The organism is Bordetella genomosp. 9 (genome assembly GCF_002261425.1).
Lineage (GTDB): Bacteria > Pseudomonadota > Gammaproteobacteria > Burkholderiales > Burkholderiaceae_B > Bordetella_C.
The window spans coordinates 20,150-40,931 of record NZ_NEVJ01000003.1 but is presented as its reverse complement, the minus strand read 5'-3'; the positions used below and the strand labels follow the sequence as shown (position 1 = coordinate 40,931).

The window sequence follows — 20,782 nt, the reverse complement described above, 5'->3', positions numbered from 1 at the left end:
GCCCGACGGCCCGCCATCCCCGGAATGCCCCACTTGTCCACGCAGCGACCCATCCCCGCCCTGCCGAAGCCGCGCCGCCCACGCGCCCAGAAGAACGGCTACACGCAGAAGGACGTCGCTCGCGAAGCCGGCGTATCGCAAAGCGCGGTATCCCGCGTATTCGCCGGCCGCGGCTACGTCGCCGCCGACGTGCGCCAACAGATCGAAAAGGCCGCGCGCAAGCTGGGCTACCTGCCGGACATGGCGGCGCGCTCGCTGGTCAAGGGCCGCTCGAACATCGTGGCGGTGGTCACCAGCAACATCACCCACCCCTTCGTGCCGCAGATGCTGGAAAAGATGACGCTGGCCATCCAGCGGCGGGGGCAGGAAGTGCTGTTGCTCAACTCTCCGCCCGGGCAGGATATCGATCGGCAGTTGCCGCTGGCGCTGCGCTACCGCGTCAAGGGCATCCTGATCGCCAACGTCAGCATCGGCGGCCGCGCCGCGCGCCAGGTCAGGCAGAGCGGCACGCCCATCGTGATGGTGAACCGCTACGTCGAAGAGAAAGCCGTGCATGGCGTGTCCTGCGACAACGTGCACGGCAGCCGCCTGGTCGCGCGGGATTTCATCGCGGCCGGCAAGCAGCGCATCGCCTATATCGGCGGGCTGCCCGGATCGCCGACCAACGTGGTCCGCCGGGACGCTTTCCTGCAGGCGCTGCGCGAGCAAGGGGTCACCCCGGATGTCGTGCTGGAAGGCGCGTTTACCCACGCCTGGGGCTACGAAGCGGCCGGCCTGCTGAACCGGCGGCGTCCTCCGGTGGACGCGGTGTTCTGCGGCGACGACATGGTGGCCATCGGCATGCTCGACGGCTACCGGGGCTTGCCGGGCGGCCTGGCCGCGGCGCCGTCCATCGTGGGATTCGACGACATTCCCAATGCCAGCTGGCCGCCCTATATGCTCACGACGTACAGCAATCCGCTGGATCGCATGATAGAAACGGCCCTGGATCTGCTGGACGGTCCGACGGACCAGCCGCCCGTGCGCGAGGTGCTGCAGGGCGAGCTCGTGCGGCGGGCGTCGTTCTGACAGCTCCTGGTCCGCTGCTGTTGTCCCGCGGCTATCGTTCCGCGGCCTTCAACCGAACCTAGCGGCCGTCGACCCGGATGCGCGGGTCGAGTACATCCCGCAAGCCGTCGCCGATAAGATTCAGTCCCAGCACGGTCATGGCCAGGACGAAACCCGGAAACAGGCAGATCCACGGCGCGTCGGGAATGAAATCGCGCCCGTCGGCAATGATGTTGCCCCAGGTCGGCGTCGGCGGCGGAGGCCCCACGCCGATGAAGCTGAGCACCGCTTCCGCGAGTATCGAGATCGCGAAGATGAACGTCATCTGCACGATCAGGGGCGCCAGGCTGTTCGCCGCGATATGGCGGACCAGGATGCGCAAGTGCCCCGCTCCCGCCACCTTGGCGGCCTGCACGAACTCCATCTGCGACAGGACCAGCGCCGCCGCGCGCATGATGCGGGCCGTGCGCGGCGTGTAGGTGATCACCAGGGCTATCACCACGTTCATCTCGGACGGCCCCAGCACCGACGACAGCGCGATGGCCAGCAGTATTCCCGGGAAGGCCATGAGCGCATCCATCACGCGCATGATGGGATTTTCCAGGCGCCGGAAATAGCCCGCGCACAAGCCGATGACCGTGCCGAGCAGGCCTGTGAACAGCGTCACCAGGAAGCCGATGCGCAGCGACACCCGGCTGCCGTACAGCATCCGGCTGAAGACGTCGCGGCCGAAGCTGTCCGTGCCCATCCAGTGGACGGCGTTGGGTGCGCCCAGCCGGTAGCGGTAATCGTTGGCCACCGGCGAATACGGCGCCAGCCAGCCGGCCAGCAGCGACATCAGCACGATCACCGTCAACAGGACCAGGCCCGTCATGAACAGGCGGTGCCCGCGCAGGCGCGCCAGCATGCGCGACCGCGCGATGCGCTGGCGCCAGCCCGGCGCCGTACCGGCCGTCCCGCCGGCCGCGAGATCAACGTCCATATCGCACCCGAGGATCGAAAACGGCGTACAGCAGATCGACCACCAGGTTCACGATCACCATCGCGCAGGCGATCATCAACAGGCCGCCCTGGATCACCGGCAGGTCGCGCCGCTGGATGGCGCCTATCACCAGGCGACCGACGCCCGGAATGGAGAAAACCGATTCGACGATCACCGCGCCGCCGATCAGGATGCCCACGTTGACCCCGATCACCGTCAGGGTCGGCACCGCGATGTTCACCAGCGCGTGCCGGCCCACCACGGTGCGCGGCGGCACGCCCTTGGCGCGGGCGGTGCGGATATAGTCCTGGCTCAATACTTCCAGCATGCTCGATCGCGTCATGCGCGCCAGCAGGCCCAGCTGCGTGGCCGCCAACGCCGCGGCGGGCAGGAACAGGCTGTGCAGCCAGCCCAGCGGGCTTTGCATGAAGGGCACGTAGCCGCCGGTCGGGAACCAGCCCAGCTGCACGGAAAACAGATAGATGCCGACCAGTCCGAGCCAGAAGTCCGGCAGCGACAGGCCCAGCATCGACAGGGTCATGGCCAGCTGGTCCACCCAGGTGTTGCGGCGCACGGCGGCCAGCACGCCGGCGCTCATGCCCACCGCGATCGTCATCACCAGCGCCAGGAAGGTCAGCGACGCCGTGACCGGCAGGCGTTCGAGAATGGCCTCGGTCACGCCGCGATTCAGCAGCAAGGAACGCCCCAGGTCGCCGTGCAGGACATTGACGTACCAGCGCCAGGCCTGCACATAGGCCGGCTGGTCCAGGCCCAGCTCACCGCGCAGGCGCGCCAGTTCCTGGGCGCTCGCGCCCGGCCCCGCCAGCTCGGCCGCCGCGTCCCCGGGCACCAGCCAGATCAGGCTGAGCGTCAGCAGCGACACCAGCAGCAATACCGGAACGGCGCTCAACAACCGGCGCAGCAGATACATCAACATGCGAACTCCTCAGGCGGCGTCGCGGCATGCCAGCCGCCGCGTCCGCTCGCCTTGCGCGCTTATTCGTACCAGACATCCCACATGCGCGGAACGCGATGCGGCACGAAGTTCTTCAGGTTCGACCGCGCAGCTTCAAGCACGCCGATGTCGCCCACCTTGATGGCGTAGACCTGTTCGTACACGATCTGCTGGATCGTGGCGAAGGCGGCCTTGCGATCGTTGAAGTCCGGCGCGCTGTTGAGCTTGGCCACGGCGGCTTCCAGGCCGGCGTCCTTGTGGTGCTGCCAGTTCTGGTCGCCCGTGAACAGCACCGCCACCCCGTTCGGCCCTTCGTACGGCTCGATACCGACCATGATGGGGAACAGGTTCCAGCCCGTGGGCTTGTCGCGGGCCGCCAGCGTGGTGGGCCAGTCGGCGATCCGCAGCTTGACGTTCATGCCTATCGCCTGCAGTTGCTGCGTGGCGATGACCGCGGTGTCGTTGTGGTTCTTGAAGCCGTTGTCGGCGATGAAGGTGATTTCCTCGCCCTTGTAGCCGGATTCCTTGAGCAGCTTCTTGGCCAGCTCCACATTGTGCTGGTTGTACAGGCTCTTGCCGACGTCGCCGGCATAGTAAGGCGTCCCGGGATGCTGCCAGCCGTGCGTCATGCGATACAGGCCGTCGGTGGAAATCGCCATGATTTCCTCGTCGTCCAGGGCCGCCTGGATGGCCTGCCGCACCTTCAGGTTGTCGGTGGGCGGCGCGCCGGCATTCAGGATGATGGTCTGGAAGGCCCACGGCATCATCTCGTAGATCTTGATGCTGCTGTCGTTTTTCAGGCGCTTGGCGGCGGTGGGCGAGATCGCTTCCAGCACCTGCACTTCATTGGTCTGCAGGGCCGACTCGCGGGCACCCGCCTCGGGCATGAAGCGGAAGGTCACCGTGTCGAAATACGCGGTCTTGTGCCCACCCAGCCCGTCGCGGGCCTTGTAGTTCGGATTGGCGGAATACGCGTCGAAGCGCTTGAGCTTCACGTAGCTGTCCGGCTTGTACTCGACCAGCTGGAACGGCCCCGTGCCGATGACGTTGATCTGGTTCGGCCCCTTGGCGGCTTCCTCGGCGGGATAGATGGCCACGGGCGCGCGCGGCGAACCCAGGAACTCGATGAAGCCCTGGAACGGCTTCTTCATCGATATCTTGATGGTGTAGTCGTCGACGACGTCGATGTGATCGACCAGCGTCATGTTCTGCGCGCTGCCGCCGTAGCGGGCATAGCGCTCCAGCGATGCCTTGACATCGGCCGCCTTCATTTCCTTCATGTTCTGGAACAGGACGCCCTTGCGCAGCTTGATCTCGTACGACAGGCTGTCCGGCGCGGTGGTGTAGCTTTCCGCCAGCTCGGGTATGGTTTCGCCCTTGTCATTGCGGGCGAACAGGCCTTCGTAGATATGCAGGTTGATGTTGCGGGCGGCCTGCGCGAAGGTGATCTGCGCGTCCAGGCTGGGCGGCTGCGCCTGCTGCGCCACCACCACGTCGCCGCCGCGTTTCTGCGCCTGCGCGGGCGTGGCCGCGAGCGTGAAGGCCGCCATGCATGCCGCGGCGAGCAAGCCCGCGGACGGAAAGAATCGCTTCATGTTCACTTCCCCTTAGACTGATCTTGATCTTTGGTCCTGCTCGCCGGGCCGGACGCGGCCCGGACCGGCTCAGGTCGCGTAGTCCGGTTCCTGCTTGTCCAGCATGCGGCGCCAGGCGTCCAGGTGCAGCCGCGCGTCGAAGCGCTCGCCCCAGGGACCGTTGTAACGGTCGCGCAGCTGATCGCCGATGCTCTTGAGCTTCATGCCGGTGTTCATGGCGGTCATCTGGTACATGCAGGTGCGCTCGGCGATATACAGCTCGTCGAAAGCCTCGGCCACGCTGGGGCCGACCACCGTCACGCCATGGTTCTTCATGATCAGGATGGTGCGGTCGCCCAGCACGTCGGCGATGCGGTCGCCTTCCTCGTCCCACAGCACCACGCCGTTGTGGACTTCGTCATAGGCAACGCGGTCGTACAGCATGGCGCTGTTCTGGTGGACCAGTTCCAGCCTGCCCTCTTCCAGCAGCGACAGCGCGGTCAGGTACTGCGGATGGACGTGCAGGATGCAGCGCGCCTGCGGATGCTTCAGGTGCAGGCGGGCGTGGATGTGAAAGGCCACCTTGCGCAACTCGCCGTCGCCGCGCAGGACCTTGCCGTCCAGGTCGCAGACGATCAGGCTGCTGGCGGTGATTTCACTGTAGTGGTAGCCACGGGCGTTGATCAGGAACAGGTTGTCGCTGCCCGGCAGCATCATGCTGCAGTGGTTGGCGATCTGTTCGTTCATGCCCAGGCGGTTCATGGCCCGGAAAATGGCCGCCATATCACAGCGGATTTCCCACTCGCCGTCGATCATGCCGGCCAGCCGCGGCGGCGCCGGTTGCGTGACTACGCTCATTTGCTCACTTACCCCTGCCGGTGGAACGATCGGTCCCGGAATGTGACTACGTATTCACAACATGGTAGAGGCCGCCCCGCCGGGACGTCAACGGAAAACCCCTTGCCTGCGGGTTTCCACCTAAGCGGCGACAATCGCACCTGCCGCCGCCATCCCATGCATTCTTTTCGTCAGACAGGAGACGCCACATGCCGCGCACGCCGCAGCACCACCCTTTCCCGATCACACGCCGTCAGGCGCTGCTGTGGGCGGCCGCCGCCCCTTTCCTGATGACCCGGCCCGCGCCGGCCGCGGCCGACGTGCAGACGGGCGACGCCGCGGCAGCCCTGTTCGCCGGCCTGGAAAAGGCGCATGGCCGGCGGCTGGGACTCCATGCGATCGACACCGGCAGCGGCAATGAAATCGCGTACAGGGCGGACGAGCGCTTCCCCTTCTGCAGCAGTTTCAAGGCCGTGCTGGCGGCGGCGGTATTGGCATTGGATGCGCGGCAGCCCGGTGTGCTGGACCGTCGCATCAGTTATACGACGCACGACCTGGCGTCCTATTCGCCCGTCACGCAGAAGCATGCCGGCGGCGACATGCGCGTGGCCGACCTGTGCGCCGCCACGCTGCAATACAGCGACAACACCGCCGCGAACCTCCTGCTGCATCTGATCGGCGGGCCGCCCGCGCTGACCGCGTTCGCGCGCGCGGCCGGCAACGCCAGCTTCCGGCTGGACCGTTATGAGACGGCGTTGAACACCGCCATCCCCGGCGACCCGCGCGACACGTCCACGCCGCGCGACATGGCTGTGCTGCTGGGCAGGCTGGTGCTGGGCGACGCCCTGCCCGCGCCGGCGCGGACCATGCTCGCCGACTGGATGCTGGGCAACAAGACTGGCGACCGCCGCATACGGGCCGCCACGCCGACAGGTTGGAAGGTGGCCGACAAGACAGGCACCGGCGACTACGCCAGCGCCAGCGATATCGGCGTCATCTGGCCGCCGGGCCGGCAACCTATCGTGCTGGCGATCTATACGACCGCCCGCGACAGCAAGGCGAAGGCGGATGAGAACCTGATCGCCGCGGCGGCGCGCGTCGCGCTGCAGCGGCTGGCGTAACGGTCCCTGGCGTAACGGTCCCCGGCGTAGCGATCCCGGGCGTAGCGATCCCTGCATAGGCCCAGGCCGCCCCGACCGGGGGACTCGTCGGCACAGTTCAGGTACCCGGGTTCGCCAGGACGATCCCCGGCCCCCGCATCACGGACACACCCAGCTTCCCGAGTATGCCGCGCGTCGTTTCGTCCGGAACATCTTCGGCATACACCTGGATACCCAGCGAACGGGCCGTCTCCAGCACGGACACCGCCAGTTGCTGGCTGCCCAGGCTGCGCGCCATGCCGGTCACGAAGCCGCCGCCCAGCTTCACATAAGCCAGCGACAGGCTGTGCAGCTGGCTGACCGCGCTGAGCTGCTGCGCCAGCCGCCGTACGCCCACGTGGGCGCCGCAGTCGCGCGCGATGCGGCACAACTCGGCGACGGCATCGCGCCGCTCCGCCACCGCATGCGCATCCACTTCCAGATAGAGCCGCGTCGCCAGCGCCTTGCGCTCCGTCAGCATGCGCTCCACCTGCAACAGGAAATTCGGGTGCGACAGGGACGGCATCGCGATGCGCACCGTCAGGTCGCCCTCGTTCATCATCAGCCAGCTGACGGCCAGGCGCACCGCCTGGATATCGCATTCCGCCGTCAGGTCCAGGCGCGTCGCCGCGGGAATGAACAGCTTGGCGGGTATGGGCTCGGGCGCATCCTGGCTATGCAGCATCAGGGTGGCTTCCTGGCGGATGACCGCCCCGTCCAGGCCGCGCAGCGGCTCCAGCGCCAGTGTGAAACGCTGCCGCTCGATGCCGTCCGTGATGGCCTGGCGCCAGGCCGACTCGCCATGGGCGGACAAGGCCTGGGCGTCGTCGGTGGCCAACTGCACGTGGTCGTCGCCCGCGCTTTCGCCGCGCATCAGGGCGAAATCCAGGCGTCCCAACAGATCGCCCACCATCGCGCCGCGCTGGTAGTCCGTCATGCCCAGCGCCCAGCGGCACAGGCCGCCTTCGCCAACGGGAATGCGCGCCTCGCGCAATTCCGTGCGCAGGCGCTCGGCGACCAGCATCGCGGTCGGCGCGGGGCAGCCGGGCATCAGCACGGCGAAATCCGAACCGTTCAGCCGGGCCACCAGGGTCCCGTTCAGTTGGAATTGCTCCAGCAAGGCGGTCACCCGGCTGCCCAGTCCGGCCAGCCACTGGTCCACGAACTCGCGCGGCATGTGGCGGTTGATGGCGGCCAGGTCGCGCTGGCGAAAGACCATGACGTGGCCGCTCTCGGGCGGCGCCTGGCCGTCCACGGGCTTGCCGGCCTCCACGTCGAGCGCCCGCAGGAACTCGTTGATGAAGTACTTGCGATTGGCGAGTCCCGTGACCGGATCCTGGTTGACCTCGATCTCCAGGGACTCGATACGGGCGGTCTGTTCCTCGGCCGTCACGCGCAGTTGTTCGCGCGTCTGGTTCAAGGCCTCCGTGATCCCCGACAATTCCGGCACGCGCGCCGTCAGGGGCCCGCCGAACTGGCCGCGCCCGATGGCCAGCATGTGCTCGCCCACCTCGGCCAGCAGGCGTTTTTCGATCCAGCGCACCAGCGCGAAGGCGAACGCGGCCCACACCAGCCCCGCCGCGATGATCACCAGGATCATCTGCACGCTGCTTTCCCACAGCGTTTCCCAGGCATAGACGTCATTGGACGTCAGCGTGACCTCGCCGATCTGGCGCCAGCCGTCTGTGACGACGTGGCTGGCCGATTTGGCCGACAACGGCACCAGGCGCTGGAACCAGCCGGGCACGCTGCTCTGCGTCTGGCCGCTGCGTTCGATGATCACCTTCCCTTGCGGATCGGTCAGGCGCACCAGCGAAAAATGCCCGCCGTCGTACAGGGCCGACACCAGCAGCTCCTGGGTGACGCGCGAACTGTTGGCCGGCTGGGACAGGGACAGCGCAAGCGAAACGGCGGCATCGCTGCTCTGCACCTGCAGCTGGCCCGCCAGGTAGTCGCGCGCCGCGCTCACGCTCAACGCCAACGTCCCGAGCAGGATGATCGCGATGGCCAGGGTGATACTGAGCAGTAGTTGTCGGAGTATGGACATGGATGGGATTCCTTCAACGCCTATTGCCGGATGCCTTCACGCGCCATGCGCTGCAGCAGATCCCGCCAGCGGCCGATGCGGTCGACCGGGGCGGCATGTTTGCCGTCGACGTACACGCCATCGGCATTGAAACTGAACACAGGTGTCAGATCGCGCCGCTGGCTGGCTGGCAGGATATCGGATATCAGGCTGTCGAGTACCAGGGGCACGGAGTTGGCCGTCGGATAGTAGGCCAGCACCATGTGGGCAATCTGTTCGCTGCTTTCGGGACCGCCGATGCGCGCCCGCACGTAAACGAAGCGCAGCTTGCTGGTGGGCACGCCCAGCTTGATCAGGGAAAAATACTTGCCGATGACGAAATCCTCGCAGTCGCCGGCGCCCTTGCCCAGGGCTTCCAGCGGCGTGGCCCAGTAGTCGGCCTGGCCCCAGATCGTCTGGTCCTCCGCCTGCAGCAGGCTGCGATTCCAGAAATTGTTGATGCTGGTGAGCTGGTCGGCTTCCGACAGCGCCGTATCGGCCTGCAGCAGCTGCAGCCAGGCCGCGACCGCATGGGCGCCCTTGCTGCCGTAGCGGCTGGCCGCCACCTGCTCCAGCCTGGCCGTATCCAGCTCCAGCGCGCCGCTGATTCCCCACCCGAACAGCAGGCAGAAGAAAGCCGCCCTGGCCAGGGCCAGGACGGCGCGCGAAGGGTGGAAATTAGCCATGAAACATATTGTAAGGCCAGCCCGGCGCCCCGCCCATGGGGTGGCGCGCCGGGACGACCCGACTAGGGCTTAGCTGTGGCCATGCAGTTTGCCCTTCTGGATCAGGTCATTGATGATCGCCTGATCGTTCTGCAACGCTCCGTTATTGCTCAGATCCACACCGTGCAGCACGATCTTCTGGTCGAAGGCCTGTTGCGCGGCGCCACCCGTGGTGCTGACGTTGATGACCGTATCCGTGCCGCTCTTGGAGAAGTGCAGATACTTGGTCAGGTCGGCGTCGGCCGGGTTGTTCAGCAGCTCGTGCAGGTCCAGGACGTCACCGCCGGCCGAAGCCGCCCGGGTATCGAAGTCCATGATGGTATCGATCGCGGGGCTGGCCGTCGTACCGCCGTCGTGCAGCGACCACTTGAAGGTGTCGCTGCCGTCGCCGCCGTACAAGGTGTCGTTGCCCGCGCCACCCACCAGGATGTCGTTGCCGGCATCGCCGTACAGGGTGTCGTTGCCGCCCTGGCCGTAGATGATGTCGTTGCCGTTGCCACCGTGGATCGTGTCGTTGCCGCCGCGCGTGTCGCCACCCACGTTCAGCGCGTCGCTATGCTGGCTGACGTAGTTGTAGACATCGCTGGACGTGGGCGCATGGCCCAGCGTATCGGTCAGGTAGTCCAGCAGGCCCTGCAGGCCCTGGCCGTTGTGCGTGCCGGCCGGATGCTGCGTGGAGTTCAACGCGTCGGTGTTGATCGTATCGCCGAAGATGATGTCGTTGCCATCACCGCCGTTGATCGTGTCGCCACCCACCGGGTTGGGATCGGAGTGCGATCCGCCGCCGTTCAGCGCCGTGCTCAGGTCGCCCGGCTGCAGAACGATGTCGACCTCGCCCGTCGGGGCGGTGGTGACGACGTGGTCGTACAGCGTGACGTCCTCGACCGTCAGCGTCGCGTTGTTGTCGCTCAGCCACGTGCCGTTGTCGCTGTTGTCCTTGACCTCGAACTCGAACCGGTACTGGCCCGCCGCGACATCGTTCGTCACGATGTGGCCGGTGCTGTTGCCCGTCTGCACATCCGACCAGATGTACTGGCCGGGATGCTGGGTGTCGGCCACCAGCATCTGCAGCTTCCAGGTGAACGTATCCGAACCGTTCTTCCAGCTCGACGTGCTCAGGTCGAACTCGAAGTGGCCGGTATGGCCAGCGGCGATCGTGATCGGGTTCTTGGTATCGACGATCATCGACTTGGCGTTGGTGCCATTGGTGCCGAACTTATCGGTGATGTTGATGTAGCTGTAGTTGCCGCTTACGCTGCCACCGCCGTTCTGGCCCGTCGTCCACGAGCTGCTGGCATCCAGGTTGTAGGTGCCGGACGTCGACAGATTGGTCGTGTTGGTGGTGTCGCTGACGACGCCGGTACCCGTCGTGTCCGTGTTGTCGAAGAACTTCAGGATGTCGGCATTGACGCCCGACCCGATACCGATGCCGTGCACCGTGCTCATGGCGCTCAGTGCCGCGAACGCGTCGACCGAATGCTGCAGGACCGGCGTCGTGGTGGACGAGCCGTTACCGCCGCCGTTATAGACCGTGGGATCACCGTCGGTCAGGAAGAAGCTCAGGTTGTCGTAACCGTTCGCCTGGCCCTTGCCGGAGGCCGCCTGGGCGTTGAACCAATCCACCGCGGAATCGAACGCATCCTCGTAGTTGGTCGTGCCACTGGCCTTCAAGGCGTTGATCGCCTTGATCAGCGTATCCGTCGTCTGATCCACATCGTTCGGGTTCAGGTTCTGGATGGTGATCGCCTGGTCCGCGCTGCTGCCGAAGCCGATCAGCGTGATGTTGACGATGCCATCGTGGCCGGCCAGCTGCTTGACGAACTGCGTCAACGCGCTCTTGACCAGGTCCATGCGGGTCTGGCCGCCGATCTTGTCGTCCATGCTGCCCGAGTGGTCGACGATCAGGGCGATGTTGTAGTTCTGGCCAGGCGTGGTCGTGGTGACCGTGCCGCCGGTATCGCCCATGATGATGTCGTTGCCCGAGCCGCCGTTCAGCGGCGGGGTCGTGCCGCCGTGGCCGTTGTTGTCGCCCGTGCCGGTGTTGTCCCCCTGGATCAGGTTGTTGGTCGACAGGCCGAAGTTGTGCTCCGTCGACGTATCCTGGCCGCCGTGCGCCGTACCGCCGTTGTCCTGCACCTTGAAGCCGAAGGACGTGTCCTTGCCGTCGGCGCCCGGGGTGTAGACCAGCTTGCCCGCCGCGATGTCGGCCGCGGAGATGACCTGGCCGGCCGTCACGGGACTGCCGTTGTAGGTCAGCGTGCCGCTGTCCGGCACGCGGGTGATGATGACGTTCTGCAGGCTGTCATGCTCACCCTTGCTGTCGGCGAAGTTGAATTCGCTGGTCGTGAAGGTGTGCTTGCCGCCCAGCTCGACGTTGGCCGAATTGTCCGCCGCCACCGGCGCGTCGTTGGTGCCGTTGATGGTCACCTTGACGTCGTGCGTGGCCGTGCCGTCGGCCGAGACCACGGTGAACGTACGGGTGCCCAGGCTGTCGTTGCCGGACAGGGCCTGCACCGCCGGATTGGTGTTATCCAGGGTATAGGTCCACTTGCCCGTGGCGTCGATGGTGAAGGTGCCGTACTGGTCGACCACGGTCTTCGGCTGGAAGCTGCTTTCGCCGGTGTCCTTGTCCGAGATGGTCAGTGTACCGTTCAGCGGGGCGCCGTCTTCGTACACCGTACCCTTGTCCGAGCCGCTCTGGCCCACCGAGATCACCGGCACGTCGTTGGTGCCCTTGATGGTGACCGTCAGCGTCGCCGTATCCGTGCCGCCATGGCCGTCCGACACCGTGTAGGTGATGGAGCTGGTCGCCGTCTGGCCCTGCGGCAGGTAGTCGAACGTGCTGCCCGGGTTGAACGTGTACGTGCCGTCCGCGTTCAGGACGAAGCTGCCGCCATGGTCGCCCTGGATGGACTGACCGACATTGCCGGCCTGGCCGTTGACCGCGCTGACCACCAGCTTGTCCGAAACGTTGGCATCCGAATCGTTGGTCAGCACATTGTGCGAGGCATCGGCGGTCAGCGCGACACCCTGCTGGGTGGTGGCGCTGTCGTCGAGCGCCACGGGGGGCACGTTGCTGCCCACAACGGTCACCGTCAGCGTCGCCGTGCTGGTGCCGCCTTCGCCATCGGAGATGGTGTAAGTGACGGACGTCGTCTTGCTCTGCCCGGCGCCCAGGCCGTCGAAGTCGTGGCCCGCGTTGAAGCTGTAGGTACCGTCGGCGTTCAGGGTGAACGTGCCGCCGTGGTCGCCGGTCACCTGCGTGCCGTGGCCGTCGACCACGGATTGCGCGTTGCCGTTGCCCTTGACGCTGACCACCTTCAGCGTGTCGCCGTCGGGATCGGTATCCTTGCCGGCGCCCGCATTGCCCAGGATCACGTTGCCGCTGGCCTGGCCGCTGCCGTTCGCCGTGGCCGCATCGTTAACCGCCGTCGGCGCGGGGTTGGTGACATCCCACTCGAAGGTCTGCGTGGCGGTCTTGCCGTCGGGATCGGTCGCCGTGACGCTGACCGTGTACTTGCCGTCGTGGTTGTCGCCACCCTGCGAGGCGGAATGGTCGATGGTGCCGGTGATCTTGCCGGTGTCCTTGTCGATCGACAGTCCGGGCGGCAGGCCGTTGGCCGAGTACGTCAGCGTGTCGCCGACGTCCACATCCTTGAAGTGGCTGGCCGTGTCCACATTGATGCCCGTGTCGGCGTCCTTGCCGACCTGGGTATCGATGTGGCCGACCACCTTGGGCGCGTCATCCGTGCCGTTGATGGTGATCGTGATGGTGCTGGTCTTCGTGCCGTCCAGGCTGGTGACCGTGTACGTTTCGACGATGCTCTGGCCGGTCTTCAGGCCCTGCACCACGGCGTTGTCGTTGGCCACCACGTAGATGTACGAGCCGTCGGGGCCGAAGGTCAGCGTGCCCAGCGGCGCGTTGCCGTTGCCCGTGCTGCCGGAGAATTGCGCGCCCGGCTTGAAGCTGCTTTCGCCCGTGTCAACGTCGGTGATGGTCAGTTGGCCGCTGGTGACCAGATTGCCGCCGTTGACGACATTCTGGTCTTCCGTCACGGCCCCCGTGCCGGCGCTCACCACCGGCACGTCGTTGGTGCCGACGATGGTCACCACGACCTGGTGCGTGGCGCTGCCGTCGGCCGAGCTCACCGTGAAGGTCTCGGTCAGCGTCTTGCCGGCGCCCAGGGCCTGGACGGCGGGGTCGCCGTTGTTCAGCTTGTACGACCAGTTGCCGTTCTCGTCGATCGTGAAGGCGCCATGCTCGCCGGCGTGATCCGGCGTGGTCGAGAACTTCGCGTCGCCGGCATCCGCGTCCTGCACGTCCAGCTTGCCGCCGGTCGTGTCGGGGGTGGCGTCTTCCACCACCGTGCCGTGGTCGCTGGCCGTGCCCGGTTGGCCCGGGGTGCCCGGATCGTGCGGGGTGATCGTCGCGCCGTCGTCGGTACCGTTGATGGTGATGGTGATGGTGCTGGTGGCCGAGCCGTCGGCGCTGGTCACCGTGTAGGTTTCGACGATGCTCTGGCCGGTCTTCAGGCCCTGCACCACCGCGTTGTCGTTGGCCACCGAGTAGCTGTACGAGCCATCGGCATTGAAGGTCAGCGTGCCCAGCGCGGCGCCGCCGTTGCCGGTGCTGCCGTCGAAGTGCGCGCCCGGCTTGAAGCTGCTTTCGCCGGCATCCACATCGGTGATCGTCAACTGCCCGCCGGTCACCAGGTTGCCGTCGTTGCCGACGTTCGAATCTTCCGTCACGGCGCCCGTGCCCGAACTCAGCACCGGCACGTCGTTGGTACCGACGATGGTCACCGTCACGTCGTGCGTGCCGCTGCCGTCCGCCGAGCTCACCGTGAAGGTCTCGGTCAGCGTCTGGCCGGCGCCCAGCGCCTGCACAGCGGGATCGCCGTTGTTCAGCTTGTAGGTCCAGTTGCCGTCCTGGTCCACCGAGAACGTGCCATGGTCGCCAGGCTGGTTGGCCTGCGGCGCGAACTTGCTCTGGCCCGCGTCGGCATCGACGATGTCCAGCTTGCCGCCGGTGGTGTCGGGCGTGGCGTCCTCGACCACGGTGCCGTGGTCGCTGGCCGTGCCCGGTTGGCCCGGCGTACCCGGGTCGTGCGGCGTGATGACCGGCACATCGTTCGTGCCCGTGATCGTCACGGTCACGGTCTGCGTGTCGGTGCCGCCATGGCCGTCATCCACCTTGATGGTGAAGGTGTCGGTCTGCTTCTCGCCTTCCTTCAGGGCCTGCGCGGCCTGCTGGTCGACCGTATAGGTCCACTTGCCGGTGGCATCCACGCTGATCGAGCCGTAGTCGCCCTTGGAACCGTTGATCACGGACCAGGAGTGGCTGTCGTTGGTGTCCACGTCGGCAACCGTCAACTGGCCTTGCACCGAAGGCGCGCCGTCCTCGGTCACAGCACCCGTGTGAACGCCGCTGATCACCGGGATGTCGTTGGTGCCGTTGATGGTGATGGTCACCGTCGCCGGGGTACCGTCGGCGCTCTTGACCGTGAACGTCTCGGTCAGGTGCTCGCCCGCGCCCAGCGCCTGCACGCGCGGATCGCTGTTGTTCAGCTGGTACGTCCAGGTGCCCTGCGAGTTGACCGAGAACTGGCCGTAGTCGCCCGGCGTCTTGCTCTGGGTCTGGAAGGACGCTTCGTTCCTGTCGATGTCCTTGACGTCGAGATTGCCCGACACCGTCTGCACGCGGTCTTCCTGCACCGTGCCGCGGTCATCGCCAGGATGATGCGGCGTGATCACCGCCGCGTCGTTGGTACCGGTGATGTTCACCGTGACGGTCTGCCAATCGAAGCCGCCATGGCCGTCGCTGACCTGGACGACGAACTGGTCCTGCGCCTTCGCGCCTTCACCCAGCGTCTGCACGTTCTGGTTGGGCGTGAAGGTCCACTTGCCGGTCTGGTCGATCGTGAGCGTACCGTAGTCGCCCTTGTTGCTGCCCACGATGGACCAGCTGTGGCTGTCGTGAACGTCGACGTCGCTGACCTGCAGTTGGCCGCTGACCGACGGCGCGGCGTCTTCCTTGATGGCGCCGCTGGCCACGCCGCTGATGTGCGGCGCGTCGTTGGTGCCCAGGATGGTGACGGTCACGGTTTCCGGCGTACCGTCGGCGGTCTTGACCGTGAAGGTCTCGACCAGCTTTTCGCCGGCGCCCAGCGCCTGCACGTCCGGGTTGCTGTTGTTCAGCGTGAAGATCCAGTTGCCATTGCTGCCCACCAGGAAGGTCCCGTGGGGCGTATTGATGACATTCGGCTGGAAGTACGACTGGTTCGTATCGGCGTCGCTGATGTTCAGATCGCCGCCAGTCCACTGCTGGAAGGGCGAGTCTTCCTTCACCGTGCCGGAATCGTCGCCGGTCACGACCGGCACGTCGTTGGTGCCGGTCAGGGTGACCGTGACCTGCTGGGCGTCCTTGCCGCCGTGGCCGTCATCGACCAGGACATTGAAGGTCTCGGTCTTGACCTGGCCTTCGGCCAGCGCCTGGATCGCCTTGCTGTCGACCGTGTAGGTCCACTTGCCGGTCTGGTCCACCGACAGCGTGCCGTAGGCACCCTTCGGGTTGCCCTGCACCGACCAGGTGTGGCCGTCGTTGACGTCCACGTCCGCCACGGCCAGCTGGCCCGATACCGACGGCGCCGCGTCTTCCTTGATCGCGCCCGTTGCTTCGCCGCTGATCACCGGAATGTCGTTGGTGCCGTTGATCGTCACGACCACTTCGGTCGTGGTGCCGTCGGCCGTCAGTACCGTGACCGTTTCGGTCAGGCTCTCGCCCACGCCCAGCGCCTGCACCTTCGGATCGGCGTTGTTCAGGTTGTACGTCCAGTTGCCGTCGGCATCGATGCTGAACGTGCCGTGCGCCTGGGCCACATTGTCCTGCGCCTGGAAGAACGACTGGTCATGGTCGGCGTCGACGATGTCCAGCTTGCCGCTGGTCGACAGCGTCGTGTCTTCCTTTACCGTGCCCTTGTCGCTGTCCGGCGAATGCGGGGTGATCACCGGCTTGTCATCGGTGCCGTTGATGGTGATGGTGATCGTGCTCGTGGCCGTACCGTCGGCGCTGGTCACCGTGTACGTCTCGACGATGCTCTCGCCGCTGCGCAGGCTTTGCACCGCCGGATTGTTGTTGGCCACCGTGTAGGTGTACGAACCATCGGCGTTGAACGCCAGCGCGCCCAGCGGCGCGTTGCCGTTGCCCGTGCTGCCGTCGAAGTGCGCGCCCGGCTTGAAGCTGCTTTCGCCGGTGTCCACGTCGGTGATCGTCAGCTGGCCGCCCGTCACCAGGTTGCCGTCGTTGCCGACGTTCAAGTCTTCCGTCACGGCGGACGCGCCGCTGCTCAGCACCGGCACGTCGTTGGTGCCGATGATGGTCACCGTGACCTGGTGCGTGGCGCTGCCGTCGGCCGACGTCACCGTGAACTGCTCGGTCAGCGTCGCGCCGGCCGCCAGGGCCTGCACGGCGGGATCGGCATTGTTCAGGTGATAGGTCCAGTTGCCGTTCTGGTCGATGGAGAACGATCCATGGTCGCCGGCCTGGTTGTTCTGCGGGGTGAACTTGCTTTCGCCCGCGTCCGCGTCCTTGATATCCAGCTTGCCGCCGGTGGTGTCGGGCGTGGCGTCTTCCACCACCGTGCCGTGGTCGCTGGCCGTGCCGGGTTGGCCCGGGGTGCCCGGATCGTGCGGGGTGATGACCGGCACGTCGTTGGTGCCCGTCAGCGTGATCGTGATCGTCTGCCAGTCGAAGCCGCCATGGCCGTCGCTGACCTGGACGACGAACTTCTGCTGCGCCGTATCGCCTTCGCCCAGCGCCTGCACGTTCTGGTTCGCCGTGAAGGTCCACTTGCCGGTCTGGTCGACCACGATGGAGCCGTACTGGCCGTGGCTGCCGCCGACGACGGACCAGCTGTGCGAGTCGGTCGCGTCGACGTCGCTGACCTTCAGTTGGCCATTGACGGTCGTCGCCGCGTCTTCCTTCAGCGCGCCGGTGCTGACGCCGCTGATGTGCGGCAGGTCGTTGGTACCGACGATGGTGACCGTGACCGTGGTCGGCGTGCCGTCGGCGGTCTTGACCGTGAAGGTCTCGGTCAGCTTCTCGCCCACGGCCAGCGCCTGCACCGCGGGGTCGCTATTGTTGAGCAGATAGCCCCAGTTGCCGTTCGAGCCGATGGCGAACGTACCGTGATCGCCGGTGACCTTCTCGGCCTGGAAGTGCGCCTGACCCGCGTCCGCATCCTTGATATCCAGATCGCCGCCAGTGATCGGCAGGACATCCTCGTAGACCGTGCCGTGGGCCGAGCCGGTCACGACCGGGACGTCGTTGGTGCCGGTCAGGGTGACCGTGACCTGCTGCACGTCCGTGCCGCCATGGCCGTCATCGACCAGGACGCTGAAGGTTTCGGTCTTGACCTGGCCTTCGGCCAGCGCCTGGATCGCCTTGCTGTCGACCGTGTAGGTCCACTTGCCTGTCTGGTCCACCGACAGCGTGCCGTAGGCGCCCTTCGGGTTGCCCTGCACCGACCAGGTGTGGCCGTCGTTGACGTCCACGTCCGCCACCGCCAGCTGGCCCGACACCGACGGCGCCGCGTCTTCCTTGATCGCGCCCGTTGCTTCGCCGCTGATCACCGGAATGTCATTGGTGCCGTTGATCGTCACGACCACTTCGGTCGTCGTGCCATCGGCAGTCAGCACCGTGATCGTCTCGGTCAGGCTTTGGCCCACGCCCAGTGCCTGCACCGCCGGATCGGCGTTGTTCAGGTTGTACGTCCAGTTGCCGTTCGCGTCGATGCTGAACGTGCCGTGCTGCTGCTCGACATTGTCCTGCGCCTGGAAGAACGACTGGTCGTGGTCGGCGTCGACGACGTCCAGCTTGCCGCTGGTCGACAGCGTCGTGTCTTCCTTCACCGTACCCTTGTCGCTGTCCGGCGAATGCGGGGTGATCACCGGCTTGTCGTCGGTGCCGTTGATGGTGATGGTGATCGTGCTCGTGGCCGAACCGTCGGCGCTGGTGACCGTGTACGTCTCGACGATGCTCTCGCCGCTGCGCAGGCCTTGCACCGTCGGGTTGCCGTTGGCCACCGTGTAGGTGTACGAACCGTCCGCGTTGAACGCCAGCGTGCCCAGCGGCGCGTTGCCGTTGCCCGTGCTGCCATCAAAGTGCGCGCCCGGCTTGAAGCTGCTTTCGCCGGTGTCCACGTCGGTGATCGTCAGCTGGCCGCCCGTCACCAGGTTGCCGTCGTTGCCGACGTTCTGGTCTTCCGTGACTTCGCCCGTGCCGCTGGTCAGCACCGGCACGTCGTTGGTGCCTGTGATGGTGATGGTGACGTCCTGGACGGCCGTGCCGCCATGGCCGTCGTCGACCAGGATGTGGAAGGTTTCCTGGACCTGCTGGTCCTTGGCCAGCGCCTGCGTCGCCTGCTGGTCGACGGTGTAGGTCCACTTGCCGGCCTGGTCGACGCTGATGGTGCCGTACTGGCCCTTGGGCTCGCCCGAGACGGACCAGCTGTGGGTATCGCTCTTGTCCGTGTCGGACACCGCCAGTTGGCCGGAGACCGTCTGTTCGACGTCCTCGGTCGCCGCGCCGGCGCTGGTGCCGCTGATCGCCGGGATGTCGTTGGTGCCGTCGATCGTGACGGTCACGGTGGTTTCGGTACCGTCGGCGGCCTTGACCGTGAAGGTCTCGGTCAGCTTCTCGCCCACCGCCAGCTGCTGCACCTGCGGATCGTCGTTCGTCAGGTGGTAGGTCCAGCGGCCATCGGCGTCGATGGAGAACGTGCCGTGCTGTCCGGCCGTATTGGTCTGGGCCTGGAAGAAGGACTGGTCGTGGTCGGCGTCGACAATGTTCAGCTTGCCTTCCGTCGTCAGGACTTCGTCTTCCTTGACGTGGTTGGCGTCCGGGCCGCCTTCGACCGGGGTGATGACGGGCAGGTCGTTGGTGCCGGTGACGGTCAGGGTCAGGGTCGCGGTGGACGTGCCGCCTTCGCCGTCGGAAATCGTGTAGGAAACCGTGGTGGTCTTGGTTTCGCCCGCCGCCAGGCTCTGGAAGTCCTTGCCCGGCTCGAAGGAATACGAACCGTCGGCGCGGATGGTGAAGACACCGCCGCCCGAACCGGCCACGGCGATGCCGGCGGCGGTCATATCCTTGTCGCCGGCGTGCACGACGGTCAGCGCGTCGCCGTCGGGATCGCTGTCACGGCCCACGCCCTGGGCGTCGCCCGTCAGCACGTTGCCGGTGACGGCGTGGTCCTGGTCGGTCGCGCCGTTGTCGTTGACGGCGGTCGGCGCCGGATTGGCGACGTTCCAGTTGAAGGTCTCGGTGACCGTGGCGCCGCTGGTGTCAGTGGCCGTGATCGTGACCTGGTACACGCCGTTGTTGCCGCCTTGCGAAGCGGAATGGTCGATCGTGCCCGTGATCACGCCCGTTTCCGGGTTGATCGTCAGGCCGGGAGGCAGACCATTGGCCGTGTAGGTCAGCTTATCGCCGTTGTCGATGTCGGCGAAGTGGCTGGACACGTCCACATTGATGTTCTGCTGGGCGTCCACGCCATTGACGTTGTCGATCGCGGTGGCGGTCGGCGCGTCGTTCAGGCCGTTCACCGTCACGGTGACGGTGGCGGTGGACGTATTGCCGAACGGATCGGAAATCGTATAGGTCAGCGTGCTGGTCGCGGTCTGGCCGACGCCCAGGTTGTGGTACGCATCGCCCGGATTGAAGATATAGCTGCCATCCGGAAACACGGTGAACGTGCCGCCGGTCGAACCGGCGACCTGCACGCCGCCCGTCGCCATGGGCCTGCCGCCCACGGTCTGGATGAACACCGCGTCGCCATTGGGATCGGTGTCATTGGTCAGGATGTTGCCGGTCACGAACGACTTCTCGGTCGTCGTGCTGGTGTCGTTGCCGGCATTCGGGGGATCATTGGCCGGCGCGTTGTTGTTCGTCGCCAGGCCGGCCGGCGTCAACAGATTGATCGCGGGCGTGCCGACTCCAGCATAGGCAAGGTCCAGGGGGGTGGTGGATTCGACGACGCGGGCCAGGCGCACGAAGCTGCTGCCGCCGGCATCGCCGCCACCCGCCACCAGGGCGGCCGTCGGATCCAGGTTGTCGAACGGATCCTGGCCATTCTGCAGGGCGGCCAGCAGGCGGTCGGAATCGGTGCCGGTGGGCGCGGCCACGGCGGCTTCGGAGCGGTCGACCGGCTGCCCCGCCATGTCGGCGTTGAAGGCCACGTCGCGGTTCTCGCCGATGGTCAGCGGCATGCCGCCTTCGGTCTGCAAGGCCACGGTGGCGCCCGAAGCGGTCACGATTTCAGTGTCGGGCGGGATCCGGCTGCCAGCGTGCAGCTCGACCAGCGAACCATCGCTGCTGCGAATCCAGGCGCGTCCGACGACTTGCGTAACTACGGCGGGGGTGGAGAAGGCCATTTGTTTAGCTCCGGTTTAGGATGGCGTA

At 66.3% G+C, this 20,782-nt stretch carries 9 protein-coding genes; 2 read left to right on the top strand and 7 right to left on the bottom strand.

What is annotated here, in order from left to right; translation table 11 throughout:
* Positions 1 to 33 precede the first annotated feature (33 nt).
* Positions 34 to 1,068, top strand: a complete 1,035-nt coding sequence (locus tag CAL26_RS11425; RefSeq protein ID WP_179283340.1) for a LacI family DNA-binding transcriptional regulator — start codon at positions 34 to 36, stop codon at positions 1,066 to 1,068.
* Positions 1,069 to 1,126: 58 nt separating this feature from the next.
* On the opposite strand, the gene CAL26_RS11420 is transcribed toward CAL26_RS11425, so the two are convergent.
* From CAL26_RS11420 to CAL26_RS11405, 4 genes are all read right to left on the bottom strand, one after another.
* Positions 1,127 to 2,029, bottom strand: coding sequence for an ABC transporter permease (locus CAL26_RS11420; RefSeq protein ID WP_094847060.1), 903 nt, complete (start codon positions 2,027 to 2,029; stop codon positions 1,127 to 1,129).
* On the bottom strand, positions 2,019 to 2,966 hold the full coding sequence (locus CAL26_RS11415) for an ABC transporter permease (RefSeq protein WP_086064570.1): 948 nt from the start codon (positions 2,964 to 2,966) through the stop codon (positions 2,019 to 2,021). Before CAL26_RS11415 ends, CAL26_RS11420 begins: the two co-directional genes overlap by 11 nt.
* A 59-nt stretch (positions 2,967 to 3,025) precedes the next feature.
* On the bottom strand, positions 3,026 to 4,579 hold the full coding sequence (locus tag CAL26_RS11410) for an ABC transporter substrate-binding protein (protein ID WP_094847059.1): 1,554 nt from the start codon (positions 4,577 to 4,579) through the stop codon (positions 3,026 to 3,028).
* Positions 4,580 to 4,648: 69 nt separating this feature from the next.
* Positions 4,649 to 5,416 carry a class II aldolase/adducin family protein gene (locus CAL26_RS11405; RefSeq protein ID WP_218831540.1) on the bottom strand — a complete coding sequence of 256 codons (768 nt, stop codon included), beginning with the start codon at positions 5,414 to 5,416 and terminating at the stop codon, positions 4,649 to 4,651.
* A 188-nt stretch (positions 5,417 to 5,604) separates the two neighbouring features.
* Between CAL26_RS11405 and bla the strand changes: the two genes are divergently transcribed.
* Complete coding sequence (gene bla, locus CAL26_RS11400) at positions 5,605 to 6,516, top strand: class A beta-lactamase (RefSeq protein WP_094847058.1); 912 nt, start codon at positions 5,605 to 5,607, stop codon at positions 6,514 to 6,516.
* A gap of 97 nt (positions 6,517 to 6,613) precedes the next feature.
* On the opposite strand, the gene CAL26_RS11395 is transcribed toward bla, so the two are convergent.
* The 3 genes from CAL26_RS11395 to CAL26_RS11385 all read right to left on the bottom strand — a co-directional run bounded on the left by CAL26_RS11395 (position 6,614) and on the right by CAL26_RS11385 (position 20,754).
* A complete protein-coding gene (locus CAL26_RS11395; RefSeq protein ID WP_094847057.1) occupies positions 6,614 to 8,581 on the bottom strand; it encodes a bifunctional diguanylate cyclase/phosphodiesterase in 1,968 nt (655 codons plus the stop codon).
* A gap of 20 nt (positions 8,582 to 8,601) precedes the next feature.
* Positions 8,602 to 9,285 carry a transglutaminase-like cysteine peptidase gene (locus tag CAL26_RS11390; protein ID WP_094847056.1) on the bottom strand — a complete coding sequence of 228 codons (684 nt, stop codon included), beginning with the start codon at positions 9,283 to 9,285 and terminating at the stop codon, positions 8,602 to 8,604.
* Between the two features lie 69 nt (positions 9,286 to 9,354).
* On the bottom strand, positions 9,355 to 20,754 hold the full coding sequence (locus tag CAL26_RS11385) for a retention module-containing protein (protein WP_094847055.1): 11,400 nt from the start codon (positions 20,752 to 20,754) through the stop codon (positions 9,355 to 9,357).
* Positions 20,755 to 20,782 lie beyond the last annotated feature (28 nt).